The organism is Gemmatimonas sp. (assembly GCF_044345575.1).
GTDB lineage: Bacteria > Gemmatimonadota > Gemmatimonadetes > Gemmatimonadales > Gemmatimonadaceae > Gemmatimonas.
In genome coordinates, this window is the sequence record NZ_JBIJAW010000041.1 from 1 (window position 1) to 17265 (window position 17265).

At 67.2% G+C, this 17265-nt stretch carries 18 protein-coding genes; 5 read left to right on the top strand and 13 right to left on the bottom strand.

Annotated features, from left to right (window positions below; translation table 11 throughout):
- The 6 genes from ACIQ6O_RS04395 to murA all read right to left on the bottom strand — a co-directional run.
- Positions 1–988, bottom strand: a 988-nt coding sequence (locus tag ACIQ6O_RS04395; protein WP_396206571.1) for a translation initiation factor IF-2 N-terminal domain-containing protein, incomplete at its 3' end; no start/stop codon positions are given.
- Between the two features lie 10 nt (positions 989–998).
- Positions 999–1379, bottom strand: coding sequence for a L7Ae/L30e/S12e/Gadd45 family ribosomal protein (locus ACIQ6O_RS04400; RefSeq protein ID WP_396206572.1), 381 nt, complete (start codon positions 1377–1379; stop codon positions 999–1001).
- Positions 1376–2689, bottom strand: coding sequence for a transcription termination factor NusA (gene nusA, locus ACIQ6O_RS04405; protein ID WP_396206573.1), 1314 nt, complete (start codon positions 2687–2689; stop codon positions 1376–1378). The genes ACIQ6O_RS04400 and nusA overlap by 4 nt, the downstream gene beginning before the upstream one ends.
- A 9-nt stretch (positions 2690–2698) precedes the next feature.
- The gene (gene rimP / locus ACIQ6O_RS04410; protein WP_396206574.1) at positions 2699–3166 is read right to left on the bottom strand and encodes a ribosome maturation factor RimP; all 468 of its coding nucleotides are present in this window, start codon (positions 3164–3166) and stop codon (positions 2699–2701) included.
- 260 nt (positions 3167–3426) lie between these two features.
- Positions 3427–4137, bottom strand: a complete 711-nt coding sequence (locus tag ACIQ6O_RS04415) for a polyphenol oxidase family protein (RefSeq protein ID WP_396206575.1) — start codon at positions 4135–4137, stop codon at positions 3427–3429.
- A complete protein-coding gene (murA, locus tag ACIQ6O_RS04420; RefSeq protein WP_396206576.1) occupies positions 4137–5432 on the bottom strand; it encodes a UDP-N-acetylglucosamine 1-carboxyvinyltransferase in 1296 nt (431 codons plus the stop codon). The genes ACIQ6O_RS04415 and murA overlap by 1 nt, the downstream gene beginning before the upstream one ends.
- A 98-nt stretch (positions 5433–5530) precedes the next feature.
- Between murA and ACIQ6O_RS04425 the strand changes: the two genes are divergently transcribed.
- Together ACIQ6O_RS04425 and ACIQ6O_RS04430 are read left to right on the top strand one after the other, a co-directional pair.
- On the top strand, positions 5531–6145 hold the full coding sequence (locus ACIQ6O_RS04425; RefSeq protein WP_396206577.1) for a hypothetical protein: 615 nt from the start codon (positions 5531–5533) through the stop codon (positions 6143–6145).
- A complete protein-coding gene (locus ACIQ6O_RS04430; protein ID WP_396206578.1) occupies positions 6142–7083 on the top strand; it encodes a zinc dependent phospholipase C family protein in 942 nt (313 codons plus the stop codon). Before ACIQ6O_RS04425 ends, ACIQ6O_RS04430 begins: the two co-directional genes overlap by 4 nt.
- Here the strand turns inward: ACIQ6O_RS04430 and gatB are convergent.
- Genes gatB through ACIQ6O_RS04465 form a run of 7 tightly spaced genes read right to left on the bottom strand, consistent with a single transcriptional unit; the run spans position 7052 to position 15779 of the window.
- Positions 7052–8506, bottom strand: coding sequence for an Asp-tRNA(Asn)/Glu-tRNA(Gln) amidotransferase subunit GatB (gene gatB, locus ACIQ6O_RS04435; protein WP_396206579.1), 1455 nt, complete (start codon positions 8504–8506; stop codon positions 7052–7054). The genes ACIQ6O_RS04430 and gatB overlap by 32 nt on opposite strands.
- Positions 8503–9900: an Asp-tRNA(Asn)/Glu-tRNA(Gln) amidotransferase subunit GatA gene (gene gatA, locus ACIQ6O_RS04440; RefSeq protein WP_396206580.1), complete on the bottom strand. Its 1398-nt coding sequence runs from the start codon at positions 9898–9900 to the stop codon at positions 8503–8505. The genes gatB and gatA overlap by 4 nt, the downstream gene beginning before the upstream one ends.
- On the bottom strand, positions 9897–10214 hold the full coding sequence (gene gatC / locus ACIQ6O_RS04445; protein WP_396206581.1) for an Asp-tRNA(Asn)/Glu-tRNA(Gln) amidotransferase subunit GatC: 318 nt from the start codon (positions 10212–10214) through the stop codon (positions 9897–9899). The genes gatA and gatC overlap by 4 nt, the downstream gene beginning before the upstream one ends.
- Positions 10214–12661: an ATP-dependent helicase gene (locus ACIQ6O_RS04450; protein WP_396206582.1), complete on the bottom strand. Its 2448-nt coding sequence runs from the start codon at positions 12659–12661 to the stop codon at positions 10214–10216. Before ACIQ6O_RS04450 ends, gatC begins: the two co-directional genes overlap by 1 nt.
- Positions 12658–13812, bottom strand: a complete 1155-nt coding sequence (locus ACIQ6O_RS04455; protein ID WP_396206583.1) for a sensor histidine kinase — start codon at positions 13810–13812, stop codon at positions 12658–12660. Before ACIQ6O_RS04455 ends, ACIQ6O_RS04450 begins: the two co-directional genes overlap by 4 nt.
- 47 nt (positions 13813–13859) lie before the next feature.
- Complete coding sequence (gene serS / locus ACIQ6O_RS04460) at positions 13860–15137, bottom strand: serine--tRNA ligase (protein WP_396206584.1); 1278 nt, start codon at positions 15135–15137, stop codon at positions 13860–13862.
- Between the two features lie 15 nt (positions 15138–15152).
- A complete protein-coding gene (locus ACIQ6O_RS04465) occupies positions 15153–15779 on the bottom strand; it encodes a hypothetical protein (RefSeq protein WP_396206585.1) in 627 nt (208 codons plus the stop codon).
- Positions 15780–15918: 139 nt separating this feature from the next.
- Here ACIQ6O_RS04465 and ACIQ6O_RS04470 point away from each other — a divergent pair, with 139 nt between their 5' ends.
- The 3 genes from ACIQ6O_RS04470 to ACIQ6O_RS04480 form a co-directional block, all read left to right on the top strand.
- Positions 15919–16272 carry a roadblock/LC7 domain-containing protein gene (locus ACIQ6O_RS04470; protein WP_396206586.1) on the top strand — a complete coding sequence of 118 codons (354 nt, stop codon included), beginning with the start codon at positions 15919–15921 and terminating at the stop codon, positions 16270–16272.
- Between the two features lie 45 nt (positions 16273–16317).
- Complete coding sequence (locus tag ACIQ6O_RS04475; protein WP_396206587.1) at positions 16318–16710, top strand: PleD family two-component system response regulator; 393 nt, start codon at positions 16318–16320, stop codon at positions 16708–16710.
- Between the two features lie 40 nt (positions 16711–16750).
- Positions 16751–17265, top strand: a 515-nt coding sequence (locus ACIQ6O_RS04480) for a sugar phosphate nucleotidyltransferase (RefSeq protein ID WP_396206588.1), incomplete at its 3' end; no start/stop codon positions are given.

The window sequence follows — 17265 nt, forward strand, 5'->3', positions numbered from 1 at the left end:
GCGGCATGCCCGACTGGCCGCTGCCATACTGTCCGCCACCCTGCTGGCCGCCGCCCTGCTGACCACCGCCGTGCTGGCCGCCGCCATGCTGCGGGGGCCCGCCGGCGCCGGGGCGCCGGTCATCACGGCGCTGGCCCTGCGAGAGGCCGCCGCCGGGGGCCGCGGACGCGATGGGGCGGGCCGACCCGAAGTTGGGCGCGGCACTGGCGACCGGACGGGGACGCGGAGCGCCCGGCACGACCGGACGGGGACGCGGGCGATCGGGCGGGAGCGATGCCGTGGGCGACGGGGCCGGGGCGGGCGCTGCGGGAGCGGCCGGAGGCGCACTGGGCGATTCCGGGGCCGGCGCAGCCGCTACGGGCGCTGCCACTACGGGTGCTGCCGCCACGGGCGCTGCTACCACGGGCGCTGCCGCCACGGGAGCCGGCGCCGCCGCGGGTGTCGCCGCCGGCGGCGACACGACAGCAGGCGTCACGATCGGCGCTGGCGCCGGCGCCGCTGCTTCGGGCGTCCGCGTGACCACCGGCTCGGGGACGCTGGGCACGGGCGCGGGCGATGCCGCCGGTTCCGCCACGGGCGCGGCAACGACCGGTTCCGGGGCCCGCTCGGCCACCGGCGCGGGTTCCGCTTCGGGGGCGACCGGCGCGTGATCCACATCGGCATGGTCGTGATGATCGGCCACGTCGGCGGCGCGGCGACGCCGCACAGCCGGCGCGGGCGCGACCGTCGTCTCAGGCTCGGGCGCGGCCGGTGCTTCGGCCGCCGTCGTCCGGCGACGCCGTGGGGCAGCCGCCGGCGCGGGCTGCGCCTTCTCCTGGCGCACCCGCTTCTCGCGCTCCCATCGGGCGCGAATGCGTGAAACCTGATCGTCGGTCAGCAGCGACAAATGGCTGCGAACCGGCACGTCCATCTGGCGCAGCAGCGCGATCACCTCGTCAGCCGAGATGCCGAACTCACCCGCCATGTCATGCACACGAAGCTTGCTCAAACCCGTCCTCCTACCGCGAAACGCGCGTCGCGTCGCCCGCCGGGGCTGCCCCGGCCACGGCGCCACGGATACCGCGCGCCAGCGCCTGATCTACGATCCCGATCGCCGCCGTGGTCTCCCGCCCCACCGCGCCGCCCAACTCGGCCGCACTCGGCCACTCCACCATCTCCACGCGCCGAGCCCGAAGGACCGGCACGACCTTCTCGAGCGAGTGGCGCGAGACATCCTGCGCCACGAGCACCAGTACCAATTTCCCTTTCTGCGCGGCGATCCGCACCTGTTCCGTACCAATCACCACGAGCCGGCCACGCGCCCCGAGCCCTACCAAGCCGAGCACCTTGCGGCGCACGGCCTCGTCGAGCGCCGGTGTCACGCGCCCCTCGTCACTCACGCGCCGCGACCACCCTCGTCATCCTCGGTCGTCAGCTCGTCGATAATGGCCATGATGCGATCGGCTTCTTCCGGCGCAATGCCGGGGAGCCGCAACAGGTCATCCCGATCAAGATCGAGGATGTCATTGAGCGTACGGTAGCCGGCCTCGGCGAGCACCGCGACCGTAGCCGTCTCGAGTCCGTCGATCTCGTTGAGCGGCACATCGGCCTCCGCGTCCTCACCGGGGAGCGGCGCGAAGAGCGGCGAATCGCCACCCTTCTCCATCCACTCACGGCTCGAATAGAGATCGATCTTCCACCCGGTGAGCTCGGACGCGAGACGGACGTTCTGACCGTTCCGCCCGATGGCCAGCGAAAGCTGGTCCTCGTCGACGACCGCCTGAATGGTACGCGAAATCGCATCACTGAACACGCGCGCCACACGGGCCGGAGCCAGCGCGAGCTTCGCGAAGCGTTCAGGATCTGGCGACCACGGCACGATGTCGATACGCTCGCCGCCCAGCTCGTTGACCACCGCTTGTACACGCGCCCCCTTGAGGCCGACACACGCGCCAACCGGATCGACCGCTTCATCACGGGAGGTCACGGCGATCTTGGTCCGGCTACCCACTTCGCGGGCAGCGGCCTTGATCTCCACGATCCCCTGCTGGATTTCGGGCACCTCGAGCTTGAAGAGCGCCTGCACGAACAGCGCATCGGCCCGGCTCAGAATGAGTCGCGGTCCCTTGGGGGTATCCTCGACCCGCTTGAGCACCGCGCGCACCGGCTCGCCCTGGTGGTAATGCTCGCGATGGTTCTGTTCGCGATACGGAATGATGGCTTCCGCCTCACGGAACTTATTGAGCATGACCACGAGCTTGCCGCGCTCGATCTGCTGCACTTCACCCGAGAGGAGATCCCCCACGCGCCCCGCGAACTCGTCACGGATGCGGCTACGCTCTCCTTCCCGAACGCGCTGGATGATGCGCTGCTTGGCTGCCTGCACCGCCGTGCGGCCAAACTCCATGAAGTCGACCGGGATTTCCATGACGTCGCCGACCTGGAATTCCGGATCCATGAAGCGCGCTTCCTCGACGGTCACTTCACGCGACTCGTCGGTGACCTCATCCACGACCGTCTTGAGCAGCACGATGCGAATGTCGCCCTTGGCTTCATCGATTTCGATTTCGGCCTGCACGTTCGTCCCGTGCTTCTTGGCCAGTGCGGCAAGGATGCCGTCCTGGAGAAGCCCGTGGAGCTCTTCGCGCGTGATCTGCTTCAGGTTCGACAGCTCACGTAACGCTGTGAGAATTTCCGCCGATCCGGCCATCCGTCTCCCCTATCGTTTCCAGTGAAACGCCAGTCGCGCCTGCGTGACCTCGCGGAGCGGCACCTGCACTTCCCGCCCCTTCGGATCACGCACCGACGCGACCTCGGCGCCTGCCTCGCCCTCGAGCGCGAGGATCTCGACTTCCTGCTTCCCACCTGCCAACAGCCCACTCGTCACGGTGGCCCGACGCCCCACGAACCGTCGCCAATCGGCAGCGGTGCGCAACGGCCGGTCGGCTCCCGGCGACGACACTTCCAACACGTACTGCTCGGCGACCAACGCGTCTGCCTCGAGCCGGGCTTCGAGCGCCCGCGATGCCCGCGCACAATCGTCGATCGTCACTTTCTCGCCGTCCCGGCGATCGATACGGATTTCCAGCACCGGGCGCGCCCGCGAGCCGCCCCGCCGAAGCTCGACCAACTCGAAGCCCAGGCCGTCAAGCTCCTGTGCGACAATGGGTTCGATGGACTCGCTCACCTGCTGCCCTCCGTTCGACCGCGAAACGCCTAACCGCCGGCACCACCTCGGGCCACCATCTCCCGACTAGGCACCGCCACAAATGAAGAACACGCACCCCCCAGAGAACAAAAAAGTGTGGGGGCCATCCCCACACTTCTTCCACCCGCGCGGGGCGGGCGAGGTCACGAAGAGGTTACGTCTCAGACTGTCAACCTAGGGACCGGGGAGGGCCGGGTCAAGATGACCTAACCACGTTTGCCCGATCCGTGCCAGCCGACTCATCCCTCCAGCGCCACAATACCGAGCATCCGCCCGGCATCCCCCGCCCGATGGGAGAAATACCGCTCGCGGTGGCAGCGCGAGCACCCGTCAGCGGTCGTCACCCGCGCCACGCGGCGGGCGCGTGCCTGCTCGGCGAGCACGGCACGCACGTCGACATACCCCTTCCCGTCGAAGCAGGTGCCGTGCACCGCGGACAGTACCTCGGGACCGACCTCATAGCAGGCGCCGCAGATGGCCGGCCCGAGCCACACGTTGCATTCCTCGGCGGGAAACCCCAGGGCCTCGAGCGCGGACACGCCGGCGTCGAGGATGCGGGCCGCCGTCCCACGCCACCCGGCGTGGAGGGCGGCGATCCCGCCGCGCGGGTGCCAGACGAGCACCGGCGTACAGTCCGCGACCGTGACCGAAAGAGCCGTTCCCGGGGTGGCCGTCACGTGTCCGTCGACGCCCATCCCCCGGAGCCAGCCGCGCCAGCCACCGGTGTGGGTGACGACGTCGGCCCCGTGCACCTGATGGGCGCAGACCAACCGCTCGATACCGTACTCGGCCAGGTCGGCCTGGAGGTGATTCCAGCGGTCGAACACCGCGGCGACCGGCTCGGAGGACCCGAACCCGAATGATCCCATCGCGCGGGTGGTCATCCATCCCCGCACCCCCACGGGGAGGCCGGGCACGGACTCCGCCAACTGCAGCAGCGTCGGCGCCATCAGTGCGCGCTGAGCACCACGCGCTGGATGCGCGCACCGAGCGTGCCCAAACGCTGTTCGATCCGCTCGTACCCCCGTTCGATCTGCTGCGCATTGTTGATCACGCTCGTGCCGTCGGCGCAGAGTGCCGCCAGCAGCATGGCCATACCGGCACGAATGTCGGGCGACTCGACGGTGCCGCCCCGCAATTGCGTGGGACCGGAGACGATCGCCCGATGGGGATCACAGAGCACGATGCGGGCCCCCATGCCGACGAGCTTGTCGGTGAAGTACAAGCGCGACTCGAACATCTTCTCGTGGAAGAGAATCATCCCCTCGCACTGTGTGGCCGCGACGATGGCGATGGACATGGTGTCAGCGGGAAACGCCGGCCACGGCTGATCTTCGAGCTTGGCGACATGTCCCCCGAGGTCGGTTTGCATGCGACGGGACTGCTCGGCGGGCACGATGAGATCGTCGCCATCGATTTGGCAGGTGATCCCCAGCTTCTCGAAGCCAAGCAAGGTGCTGCGCAGGTGCTCGACGCCAGCCCGCTCGATGCGGATCGTGGAGCGGGTCACCGCCGCCAACCCGATGAACGAGCCGACCTCGATGTGATCGGGCCCGATCTCATGCGTCGCCCCGCCGAGGGGGAGCCCGCCTTCGATGGTGTACACGTTCGATCCGATCCCCTCGATGCGCGCGCCGAGCGCGACGAGGAAGCGGGCGAGGTCCTGCACGTGCGGTTCGCTGGCCGCATTGCGCAGGACGGTGCGTCCCTTGGCCGCCACGGCCGCCACGAGCGCGTTCTCGGTGGCGGTCACGCTAGGCTCATCAAGAAACACATCGGCACCCACCAGACCGGCCGTATCGAAGCGAAAGCGTGCACCGAGCTCATACGTGGCCCCGAGCGCCTGCAGCACATGGAAGTGCGTGTCAAGGCGCCGACGGCCGATGACATCACCGCCCGGCGGTGACAGCGTCACGGTGCCGCAGCGGGCGAGCAATGGCGCGGCCAGCAGAATGGAGGCCCGGATGCGCGCGCACATGGCTGGATCGAGATCCGCCGCACGGACGTCCTGCGCATGAATGCGCAGGGAGTTCTCCCCATTCCACTCGCAATCAGCCCCGGTGGTACGAATGAGCTCGACCAGCGTCTCGATGTCCCGGATGCGCGGCACGTTGTGCAATTGCACCGGCTGGTCCGTAATGAGCGCCGCGGCCACGATGGGCAGCGCGGCATTCTTGTTGCCCGCGGGGCGAATGGAGCCCTGCAGGCGCTGACCGCCTTCGACGATGTATTGAACCGCTGACATGGAAACGGGGCGAGACGCGGAAAACGAGGGACCGTGTGCTTCAAGCTTAGTCACCTATCGGCATGGACACGAGCCTCGTGAGCCTTTAGATCAGACGTATGGTCATCATCGATGTCCTCCCTCGCGTCGTTTCGTGGCCCCTCCTGCAGTCGGTCACTCTGCCGGACACGATCATCGCGCGTACGATCCCCGACCGGGGGGTGCTCGAGTGGACCGGTGGGGTGCTCGAGATTCTGGTCCTCCTGCTGGCCGTCGGCGCGCTTGCGAGCCTGATCCTCCTGCTTGCCGCTATGCGAGACGGTGTGCGGAAGCTCAACGCCACGCTCGACCGCTTGACGACCGACACGCGCCCCATGCTGTCGAGTGCGCGGGCCATGGTGGAAGATGCCCGCGAAATGGTGGCGACGGTGAAGCGCGATGTGGGCAGCGTCAGCGGTGCGGCCGCCGCCATGGGCGACACGATCCACGAGGCCGTCGACGTGACCGCTCAGCGCATCGACGAAGTAAACGCGGTGCTCGATGTGGTGCAGGATGAACTGGAGGACGCCGCGATCACCGCGATCACGGCGGTCCGGGGGGTTCGCCTCGGGGCGCGGGAGCTGCTGTCCCATCTGCCGCGCCGCCGGCGCAAGAAGCGTCGTCGCAGTGAAGAGCGAGCGCGCGATGACGCCCAGCCGCGGCACGACCATCCGGAGCACGACCCGGACTCGTGAGCGGGCGCACCGTGGTGCCGTGGGGGGCGTGCGTGCTCGCCGCCATGATGGTCCTGCTGCTCACGCCGAGCGAGGCGTGGGCGTGGACGCCGGGCACGCACGTGTTTCTGGGTGATGCCCTGCTCCGTAATCTCACGCTGATTCCCCACACGATCGCCGACCTGCTCGCCGCTCATCCGGCCGACTTCCTGTACGGCTCGATCGCAGCGGACACGAGCATCGCGAAGAAGTACGCGGAGGTGGGGCGCCACTGTCATTCGTGGCATGTGGGGCTGGAGATCCACGACGAGGCAGACTCGCCCGCCCTGCGCAGCTTTGCCCTCGGGTATCTCGCGCACCTCGCGGCCGATGTGGTCGCCCACAATTTCTTCGTGCCGCGGCAGCTCGCCGTGACGTCGAGCACGAGTGCGCTGGGGCACAGCTACTGGGAGAGTCGCATCGACACCCATATCGGCGATGCGTGGCCCCGTCGGGCCAGAGAGCTGTTACGCCTCGACCACGCCGCGGCCGATCAGCATCTCGATCGCATTCTCAGCCCGACGCTCTTTGGAACCCCGACCAATCGGCGGATCTTCCGCGGCATGGTGTACGTCACCGACACGGAATCGTGGCAGCGCATCTTCCAGCTGGTTTCGGAGAACAGCCGCTGGGACCTGAGCGACGGCGATGTCGGCCGATACATGGCACGGGCGTTCGACTACATCGTGGATCTGTTCACGCACTGGGACACGAGCGAACCATTCGCGTACGATCCGTCGGGTGACCGGCGGCTCCGCGAGGCGAAGAAAGTGCGACGCCAGGCGAAGCGTGAAGGTGGTGACATGCGGGCGGCTCTCGAGGCCGATCGCATGTTCGGGATGCCAACCACTCCGCTGCGTCACGCCGCGGAGTTGTCGGTCCCGCTGTTCATCCCGCGCGAGCGGCCAGCAGCTGATTGACCTTCTTGGGGTCGGCCGATCCCTTGGACTTTTTCATCACCAGGCCAACCAGCACGCCCTGCAGCTTCTGCTCGCCACCGAGGAAGCGGGCCGCTTCCGCCGGATTCTCCGCGAGCACCTCATCGATCCATCCCACCAGGGCGCCATCGTCGCGCACCTGCAGCAGCCCCGCCGCTCGCGCGAGCTCGAGTGGCTCGCCATCCTGCTGCTCGAGCATGGTGAACAACTGGCGCGCCGCCGTGTTGGACACCTCACCCGCGACCTCGAGTCTGATGAGCGCGGCCAAGCGAGCGACCGACACCGGATGCGCGCTCAGTGCGAGCCCCGACGCGTTCACCGATGCGAGCAGGGGCCCGAGCATCCAATTGGCGGCCCGCTTCGCATCCCCCGATGCTGACGCCACCGCCTCGAAGCGATCGGCCAGCTCACGCGTGGCCAGCAGCTGTTCGACATCATTCTCGGGGAGGCCGTACTGGACCAACAACCGGGAGCGACGCGCCGGCGGCAGTTCGGGGAGCGCCTCTGCCTGCTGCGCGACGAACGATGCAGACAGGCGGAGCGGCGGCAAGTCGGGATCGGGAAAGTACCGGTAATCATGACTGCCTTCCTTGCTCCGCGCGGGACGCACCTCGTTGCGCTTGTCATCGTAGAGCATGGTCTGCTGCTCCACGACGCCGCCCTCGGTGAGCACACGACACTGCCGCACGAACTCGATCTCCACGGCACGCTCAATAGCGGAGAACGAGTTGAGATTCTTGATCTCGGTCTTGGTACCGAGCGCCGCGTCGCCGTGACGACGGATCGAAATGTTCACGTCCACGCGAAGTGAGCCTTCCTCCATGTTCGCGTCGGACACGTCGGCGTACTCGAGCATCTGCTTCATGCGACGCGCGTAGGCGCCCGCCTCGGCAGCGCTGCGAATGTCCGGCTCCGACACGATTTCCACGAGGGGCGTTCCGGCGCGATTGAGATCGATGGCCGACATGTCGGCGAACCGATCGTGTACGGACTTGCCGGCATCTTCTTCCATGTGCACGCGATGCACACGAATCACGCGCGGCGTCCCGTCCGGCTGCACACCGACCGCGATAGCGCCGGCCGTGGCCAGCGGGCGGTCGAATTGCGAGATCTGGTAGCCCTTGGGCAGATCCGGATAGAAGTAATTCTTGCGGGCGAAGATCGACGTGTCGTGCACCGTGCAGCCCAGCGCGAGCGAGGCACGTGTGGCAAGCTCGACGGCATGGGCATTGAGCACCGGCAGCGCCCCCGGCAGTCCGAGGCAGACCGGACACGTATTGGCGTTGGGCGCGTCGCCAAAGGAGGTGGCGCAGCCGCAGAAGATCTTGCTGCGGGTCTTGAGCTGGCAGTGCACCTCGAGCCCAATGACCAACTCCCATCCGTGCGTGATGGTCTCCGTGGTCATGACATCCTCTCTGCGCGCTGGGCGTGTTCGAGCGCGGCCGCCACACGCAGCATCGTGGCCTCTCCGAAATGGGGGGCCATGAGCTGTCCACCCACCGGCAGGCCGTCGACGGTCCCGATGGGCTGCGACATGGCCGGCACCCCCGCGAGGTTCGCGGTGACGGTGAAGATGTCGCTGAGATACATCTCGTACGGATCTGACACTTCACCCAACCGGAACGCGGTGGTGGGTGCCGTTGGCGTAAACAGCACGTGCACACCCGACGCGAACACCTGCGCGAACTCCTGGGCGATGAGCGTGCGCACCGCCTGCGCGCGCCGGTAGTACGCGTCGTAGTAGCCGGCGCTCAGCACATAGGTGCCAAGCAGAATACGTCGCGTGACTTCGTCCCCGAAACCTCCGGAGCGCGTGCGCTCGTACATCGCGCCCAGATCGTCGGCCGCCGCGCGCACCCCGAATCGCACGCCATCGTATCGCGCGAGATTACTCGACGCCTCGGCCGGCGCGATGATGTAGTACACGGGGATCGCAAGGTCGGTACTGGGCAGCGACACGTCGCGCACCTCGGCACCGAGTTCGCGCAATTGCTGCAGCGCCCGCTCACAGTGTGCCGCAATGCGGGCATCGAGGGTGGCAGGGAAGTATTCGACCGGACGTCCGATCACGAGCCCGGCCAATGGGCGCCCCTCGTTCACGGCGCTCATCGCTGCCGTGAGATCGGGAACCGCCACCGCGGCGCTGGTGGCATCGAAGCGGTCGTGTCCCGCGATGATTTCGAGTCCGAGTGCCGCTTCCGCGACGGATGCGCCGAACACGCCCACGTTGTCGAGCGACGAGGCGTAGGCCACCAGTCCATACCGACTGACGCGCCCGTAGGTAGGCTTGATGCCGACGATGCCACAGAACGCCGCCGGCTGTCTCACGGAACCACCCGTTTCGGAGCCGAGGGCGATGCGTACCACACCGGATGCCACGGCGGCGGCAGAACCACCCGAGCTTCCCCCCGGCACGCGCTCGCGATCGAGCGGGTTGCGCACCGGGCCGAACGCGCTGTTTTCATTTGACGACCCCATGGCGAATTCGTCCATGTTGGTCTTGCCGATCACCGCCGCACCCGCCTCGCGCAGCCGGCGCACGGCTGTGGCCTCGAATGGGCTCACGTAACCGGCGAGCACCCGCGACGCGCAGGTGGTGGGCAATCCGAGCGTGGCGAGGTTGTCCTTTACGGCGACCGGGATACCGGCGAGCCGGCCCGTTTCGGCTCCGCGCGCGCTCCTATCGACCGAGAGGAATGCATTGAGTCCCTCCGGGCCCGCCTGCACCGCGTCGTAGGTGCGCCACGCCTCGTCGACGGTGTGCGCTCGCAAGCGGTCGAGCCACACGGGATCGCTCATGCCTCCTCCGAGGCGCTGGCCCCCAGCGCGCCGTGCGTGGCGAGTCGCGGTACCAGGAAGAATCCATCGCGCGATGCCGGGGCGAACGTCTCACGCGCGCGCTGCAGCGTGTCTGACGGCAGCGCGTCATCGCGCAGGGGCGCCGAAACCTCCGCCGCCGCCTCTGCCACGCCGCGAATATCGACCTGCTGTAGCACGTCCATGTGCGCGAGGATGCCGTTCAACTCGTTCACGAGCGACGGAATGCGCGCCTCGGTGAGTCCTACGCGCGCGAGCCGCGCCACGTGACGAACGTCGTTCGGCGTTACCGACATCAGTCCCACCCCTTTTCGAGTTTGGCCTGTGCAAGCACGAGGGTCTTGCGACCGATTTCCTCGTCATCGAAGTCGATTCGGACCTTCGCGTCCCGTCCACTGCCCGTGAGTTCGGCGATGGTACCGGAACCGAACTTCGCATGCTTCACACGTTCGCCCGGACGAAACGCCGGCATGTCCTGCGACTCGTCTTCCGGCTGCGACACATCCCGACGATTCGGCGTGCTGAAGCCGGCGGCAGGCCGCGTGGCATACGGGACATTGACCGGGCGCTGCGCATACGCATTGGAACCGTAGGGTCCCGCGGGACGTCGCGGCGCCGAGGCGCCCGTCCCGTCGGTACGGCCGAAACTGCTGCGTCCCCACGAATCGTCGCTGTTGCGTGCCGACCCATAGCCGCTCCCCATCCCGAGACTTCCCGCCCGCCCTTCGGCGCGCGCCCGGGCCGTCTTGCCACGCTCGGCGAGTGAAGGCGTAATGACCTTGAGGAAGCGCGACGGCATGGAGAACATCATCTCCCCGTTCCGACGCCGCTGTTCCGCGCAGGTGAGATAGAGTTTCTCCTCGGCGCGCGTGATGCCGACGTAGAACAGACGCCGCTCTTCTTCCAGCTGGGCGGGTTCCTCGGCGGCGCGGGCCAGTGGGAACAGGCCATCCTCGAGGCCACACACGAAGACCAGTGGAAACTCGAGGCCCTTGGCGTTGTGCATGGTCATGCATACGACGGCATCGGCGCTCGGATCGAGCTTGTCGACGCCCGCCACCAGCGTGGACGACTGCAGGAAGTGATCGAGCGGCGTGAGACCCACCTCGCCTCCCTCATCAGCCACCACTTCGGCGGCACCCGCAATGAGTTCGCGCACGTTCTCGATACGTTCGATGCCTTCGGGCCCCTCAGCGCGCAAATGGTCCGCGTACCGGATGGTATTCGCGAGGTCGCGGAGCAACTCATCGACCGCCGCATCGACGGCGGCAGTGCGCAACCGCTGCACCAGTCCCACAAAATCCGCGAGCGCTGTGCGGGCCGCTGGGCGTAGCGTGGCGGCCACGTCCGGGCGCGTAGCGATCTCGAGGAGGGGCTTGGCCTCGAGCGCCGCCTTTTCGGCCAGGAGCGCGATCGTCGCGTCACCGAGGCCGCGCTTGGGCACATTGACCGCCCGCAGGAAGGCCTCGTTGTCGGCGGGGTTGGCGATGAGCTTGAGATACGCCATGAGATCGCGGATTTCCCGCCGATCGTAGAAGCGCACGGCGCCGATGAGGCGATACGGGATATTGCGCCGGCGGAACGCGTCTTCGACGGCGCGGGACTGCGCGTTGGTGCGATAGAGTACGGCGCAGTCTCGACGCGCCAGATCGCTCTTCGCCATGCGCGTGAGGATGGTCTCGGCGATGAAGTCGGCTTCGTCCCGCTCATCGAGACACTCGATAAGCGTCACGGGCTCGCCGGCAGGCCGCGTCGCGCGCAGCGTCTTGCCGCGACGTTCGGTGTTTTCCGCGATGACGGTATTGGCCAACGCCAACACATTAGGCGTGGAGCGATAGTTCTCTTCGAGGCGCACGATGCGGGCGCCCGGGAAGTCACGTTCGAAATCGAGGATGTTGCGAATATCGGCCCCACGCCACCCGTAGATCGACTGATCGTCGTCGCCGACCACCATGACGTTGCGATGGAGCCCGCCGATGAGTTGCACGAACCGGTACTGGGCCGCGTTGGTGTCCTGATACTCGTCCACCAGTACGTAGCGGAACCGCCGCTGGTAGTGGTCACGCAGCTGCTGATCGGTTTCGAGGGCCCGCACCGGCAGCACGAGGAGGTCGTCGAACGTGACTGCATTGGCCTGCTGGAGCGCCACCTCGAGGTCGCTGTACACGCCGGCCACGGCGGTAGTGAACGTGTCGCGTGCGGTGCGCGCATACTCGGACGGCGACACGAGTGCATTCTTGGCGCTGGAGATCGCCGAGATGATGGCTTTCGGCGCGAACTGCGTGGGGCTCAACTTGCGCTTCTCCATCACGCGCTTGACGGCACCGAGGGTGTCGTCTTCGTCGTAGATGGTGAAGTTTTGCTCGCGGCCCACCAACGGAGCCACACCACGCAGCATGCGGGCCCCCAGCGAGTGGAAGGTACCGCACCACATGCCCTTGGGCTCGTGCCCGAGGAACTTGGCGATGCGCTCGCGCATCTCGCCGGCCGCCTTGTTGGTAAACGTGACGGCGAGGATTTCGTGTGGCGCCACATTGCGCGCGCCGATCAGACGCGCGATCCGCGTCGTCAGCACCCGCGTCTTGCCGGATCCCGCACCGGCCAGCACGAGCGCCGGCCCTTCATCATGAAATACCGATTCGCGTTGGCCCGGGTTGAGGCCGCGCGTGAGCGAATCGAGATCGAGCGCGGGTGCTGCCGGCACCGCGTCGAAAAGAGAACCTGACCAGCCCGTCGATGTCATCCGTGCAAGATAACGTCGAAGGCTGCTCCACGGTCGGTCTCGGCCAAGACCAACCGGCCATTGTGGTTTTCCTCGACGATGCGGCGCGCCAGCGACAGGCCGATCCCCCATCCCCGATCTTTGGTGGTGAAACCGGCATCGAAGATGCGCTTGCGCAGCTTGCGGGGAACGCCGGGGCCGTCGTCCTGCACGCGGATGCGGGCACCGCCCTCAGGGCTCGGGGTGACCGACACCACCACTTCGCCATTGCGGCCGCCGAGCGCGTCCATGGCGTTCTTGATGAGCACCTCGAGCACCCATTCGAGGAGTACCTGGTCGCCATGCACCATGACCGGCGCACCCGGATGTTCACTGCGGATGGTGACCGTGCGCGCCAGTGTGGGGGCGCGTGCCGCGAAGTAGTCAGCGAGTCGCCGCACGAGCGCCGTGGCGTCCACCTTCTCGTCGCGCGGAGGGCGGCCAATGCGCTCGAAACGATGTGATACCCGCTCGAGCCGCTGGACATCCTGCGCCATGGCGTCGACGGCCCGCGTCGCGGTGGCCCCAGTGACGGTGTCGGCGAGCAGTTCGATCCACCCGGTGAGCGCCGACAAAGGAGTGCCCAGCTGATGAGCGGCCTCCCGCGCCATGCCGGCCCACACTTTCTCCCGTTCGGCGCGCCCGCGCTCAACCAGGGCGTAGATGCCGAAACCGACGAGCAGGGTGATACCCAACGCCTGCAGGACGGGAATGAATCGCAGCCCGCTGACAATGGCGCTATCGCCGAAGTGCACAGCACCGACGGCGGGCTGCACGATGGGCGGATTCTGCCGGTCGAGCTCCATGAGATAGCGCCAGAACCGCACACTATCCGACGGCTCGATGTCCGGCGGCAGATTGGCGGTGGCGGAAACACGGCCGTTCTTGTCGGTCAGTACGAGCGGCAGCCCCGACTCTTTGATCTGCGTGGAGAGATCGAGCAGGGCGATGGTGGGGTCAGCGTTGAGACTGGTGTCCTGCAGCGCTTCGTAAATGCGGGCATACATGCGCCCCTGCCCGGCCGCCGCGCCGCGGAGTTGCGTGACCACGTGCTGGGTGTACGCCACGTACCACACGAGCAGCCCGATGACCCCGAGCACCATGGCGACGACCGGCCAACGGCGACGGCGCATGACAGGGAGTGGTGTCGCGTGAGGACGAACTGGCGGAGTGCTGCGCGTCAGCGCAACTCCGCCCGTCCGAAATAGGGTCGCAACGCCTCGGGGATGCGCACCGAGCCGTCAGCCTGCTGGTGATGCTCGAGCAAGCAGGCGATGATGCGAGAAAACGCCAGCGCAGACCCGTTGAGCGTGTGCACGAAGCGCGGCTTTTCCCCCGCAGCCGGCCGGTACCGGATATTTGCCCGACGCGCCTGGAAGTCGGTGAACACGCTGCAACTCGAGACCTCGAGCCACTTGCCGACGGCCGGCGCGAACACCTCAAGGTCGTAGGTCATCGCGCTCGAGAACCCGGTATCGCCGGCGGCAAGCAACAGCCGACGGTAGGGCAACTCGAGCAGCTCCAGCACCGTCTCCGCGTGGCGGGTGAGCATCTCCAGCTGCTCACGCGAGTTCTCCGGCGTCGCGTACCGCACCAGTTCGACCTTGTCGAACTGGTGTACGCGCAGCAGCCCGCGGGTATCCTTGCCCGCAGACCCCGCTTCGCGACGGAAGCAGGCGCTGTAGCCGCACAAGCCCTTGGGGAGGTCCGCGAGCTCGAGAATTTCGTCGCGGTACAGGTTGGTGACCGGCACCTCCGCCGTGGGGATGAGAAAGAGATCCTCATCGGGCACGGCGTACATGTCGTCCTCGAACTTGGGCAGCTGCCCCGTGCCGGTCATGCTGGCCCGGTTCACCACGAGTGGGACCCACGCCTCCTCATACCCATGCTGCTCGGTGTGCAGGTCGAGCATCATGTTCATGAGGGCACGCACCAACTTGGCACCGGCTCCGCGGTACACGATGAAGCCGGATCCCGTGATCTTGGCACCGCGCGGGAGGTCGAGCATGCCGAGCGCCGCGCCCTTCTCCCAGTGCGGCATCACCGACGCGGCGTCCTCGCGAGGCGTGCCCCACGACTTCACGACGGTGTTGTTGGACTCATCGCCCTCGGGCACTTCGGGCAGCGTGATGTTGGGGAGTTCGTACAGCATCGCCTGCACCGCCGCTTCGGCATCGTTGCGCCGCTGCTCGAGCGCGCCGATGGCCTCGCCGATTACACGACTTTCGGCAATGAGTCCGGTCGCGTCTTCCCCGGCCTTCCGCTTCTGGGCGACCTCCTGGGTCACCTTGTTGCGACGCGCCTGCTGGGCTTCGAGCTCCGTGATGGCCGCGCGGCGCTCCTTCTCGAGCGACTCGGCGCGATCGAGCAGCGGCGCGAACTCCTCGAGCTTGCCGCGACGCCGCATGCCGTCTCGAAGATGATCGAGCTGGTCCCGCAGCAGACGAATATCGTGCATACCAGTTGAGAAAAATCAGGTAGTAGGAAGGCCTTCGGTCAGCGCGCGATAGCCGCAGTTGCGATTGACCAGCGTGCGCAGCACGATCCGGCGCTCACTCGCGATGATGCTGTCGACCGCGACCTTCGCATAGTACGGCTCGCCGTAGATGCAGCCGGCGCTCGCGAGCCGCACCAGCACGAGCTCGTTCACGCCAACGACCATCGTGGAGTCGTCGGTGTAGCCACGCTCGGGAGCCCGGGTGAGTGCACTGAAGGCGCTGTTGGAGCGCAGCAAGCCGACGATGGGTGCGCCGGCCGGCGACTGCGGGACGAGCGCCCGGGCCGGAATGACTCGCACCTTGCCATCGCCCGTGAGGTCGAACGCCACCTCGAAGTTCACGGAGCCGTTCGACAGCACCTGCGGGCGTTCGGGGGTGAGGTTGGTGAACAGCATGGCGGCCGGCAACGACGGATTTGATCCGGTGAGCGTCCACACGCTGAACGTACGGACCACGTTTTCGCGTGTGGCCGGCGACAGGAACGGATTTTCGTCGCTGCACGCCGCCGACCCACCGGCGAAGAGCAGAGCGGCACAAAACGAGAGGGCGCGCCGAGCAATGCGGGGCGCGCCGAGGCGACGAGCGTTCGGGGTGAAGCTCATGACGATTCCAGAGGTGATCCGGCCAATTGGCCGGTGTCCGACACGATGCGGAGGTTACCGCCCAACTCGTGTCCGGGCAAGCGGTTCGGACACGTTCCTGTCGCTTGACTTCACCCCGTGGGGCCGCCAGCGTTCCGCCATGCCCACCATTCGTGATCTGGTCAGTGCGCTGCGGCGCCGGGACGGTGTCGATGCCGCGGTCGTCCTCGGCCGTGACGGCCTCCTCATCGACGGCAGCTCGGCCACTCCTCTCGATCCGGAAAGCGTAGCGGCGTTCGTCCCGCCGATGGCGCTGGCGGCCGCTGATCTGGGGCTTGCTGCACAGCGGGGAGATTTCGGTCTGCTGGTGCTGGAGTACGACGCCGGGAGCGCGGTGGTGTCAGCGCTCTCGCACGATGTCTATCTGCTCGTGCTCCTCCAGCCGACAGCGAATTTGGCCGGCCTACTCTACGATCTGCGACGCTACCGTACGCAGCTGTCGGCGCTGGTCTGACCGGTTGACGGGATCGTGACCGCCCCCCCATCTGTGGGCGTATCGGTGTTGATCGTCGATGATGAGCCCCATATCGGCCGCATCATCCGTACGCGGCTCGAGCAGGATGGCTTTATCGTGTACCTTGCCGAGCAGGGGCAGGAGGCGCTCGCCATACTGCATCAGCATCCGTCCATTGCGCTCGTTCTGCTCGATCTCATGATGCCCGGCATGTCAGGGATCGACGTGTTACGCGTGATGCGTGCCGACGTGCGATGGGCCACCCTGCCCTGTATTGTACTCACCGCTGCCGGTCAGGATGCGCAGTTGCGCGAGGCGGAAGCGCTCGGGGTGTCCGAGATCATGACCAAACCGTTCAGTCCGCGCCGGCTGTTGTCGCGCGTGCAGGCGTACACCGCGCCGGCCGCCGCGCTGTCCGCGGATCCTTCCCAATGCTGATGCTTGCGCACAACAGTGGCCGTTGCCTTCAGGTGATCTCATGATTCGCTGGAACGTCGTGTTGGCCGGTGGCGTCGGCTCGCGATTCTGGCCGTTGTCGACGCCGGAGCGCCCCAAGCAGCTCCTGCCGCTCATCACGGACGCGCCGATGCTCTGCGATACCATCGAACGGCTGCGGCCCTCCGCTCCGCCCGAGCGCACGATGGTGCTTACCAACGCGTCGCTGCGGAGTGCCGTGCTGCAGCTCGACCCATCGCTCCCCCCGGAAAACGTGATCGCCGAGCCGCGTCCAGCCGGCACCTGTGCCGCGCTCGCGTGGGCCGCCAAGCTGATCGCCGAGCGTGACGGCCGAGAGGCCGTGATGGTGTGCACCCACGCGGACTGGGCCATCGGTGACGTGCCGACGTTCCGCGCCACGCTCGACCGGGCGGCGCAGGTGGCACTCGACGAGCGCGCGCTCGTGACCGTTGGGATCGTGCCGTCGCGGCCCGATCCGGGGTTCGGCTACATCCAGCCCGGTGACCTCCTCCGGGACGGCGTACGCAAGGTGGCCCG

Excerpts from the sequence above, each read along its gene's own strand:
- ACIQ6O_RS04465 (WP_396206585.1), bottom strand. The coding sequence starts at position 15,779 with ATGAGCTTCACCCCGAACGCTCGTCGCCTCGGCGCGCCCCGCATTGCT.
- serS (WP_396206584.1), bottom strand. The coding sequence starts at position 15,137 with ATGCACGATATTCGTCTGCTGCGGGACCAGCTCGATCATCTTCGAGAC.
- gatA (WP_396206580.1), bottom strand. The coding sequence starts at position 9,900 with ATGAGCGATCCCGTGTGGCTCGACCGCTTGCGAGCGCACACCGTCGAC.
- murA (WP_396206576.1), bottom strand. The coding sequence starts at position 5,432 with ATGTCAGCGGTTCAATACATCGTCGAAGGCGGTCAGCGCCTGCAGGGC.
- ACIQ6O_RS04425 (WP_396206577.1), top strand. The coding sequence starts at position 5,531 with ATGGTCATCATCGATGTCCTCCCTCGCGTCGTTTCGTGGCCCCTCCTG.
- gatB (WP_396206579.1), bottom strand. The coding sequence starts at position 8,506 with ATGACCACGGAGACCATCACGCACGGATGGGAGTTGGTCATTGGGCTC.
- ACIQ6O_RS04415 (WP_396206575.1), bottom strand. The coding sequence starts at position 4,137 with ATGGCGCCGACGCTGCTGCAGTTGGCGGAGTCCGTGCCCGGCCTCCCC.
- ACIQ6O_RS04455 (WP_396206583.1), bottom strand. The coding sequence starts at position 13,812 with ATGCGCCGTCGCCGTTGGCCGGTCGTCGCCATGGTGCTCGGGGTCATC.
- nusA (WP_396206573.1), bottom strand. The coding sequence starts at position 2,689 with ATGGCCGGATCGGCGGAAATTCTCACAGCGTTACGTGAGCTGTCGAAC.
- ACIQ6O_RS04470 (WP_396206586.1), top strand. The coding sequence starts at position 15,919 with ATGCCCACCATTCGTGATCTGGTCAGTGCGCTGCGGCGCCGGGACGGT.
- ACIQ6O_RS04450 (WP_396206582.1), bottom strand. The coding sequence starts at position 12,661 with ATGACATCGACGGGCTGGTCAGGTTCTCTTTTCGACGCGGTGCCGGCA.
- gatC (WP_396206581.1), bottom strand. The coding sequence starts at position 10,214 with ATGTCGGTAACGCCGAACGACGTTCGTCACGTGGCGCGGCTCGCGCGC.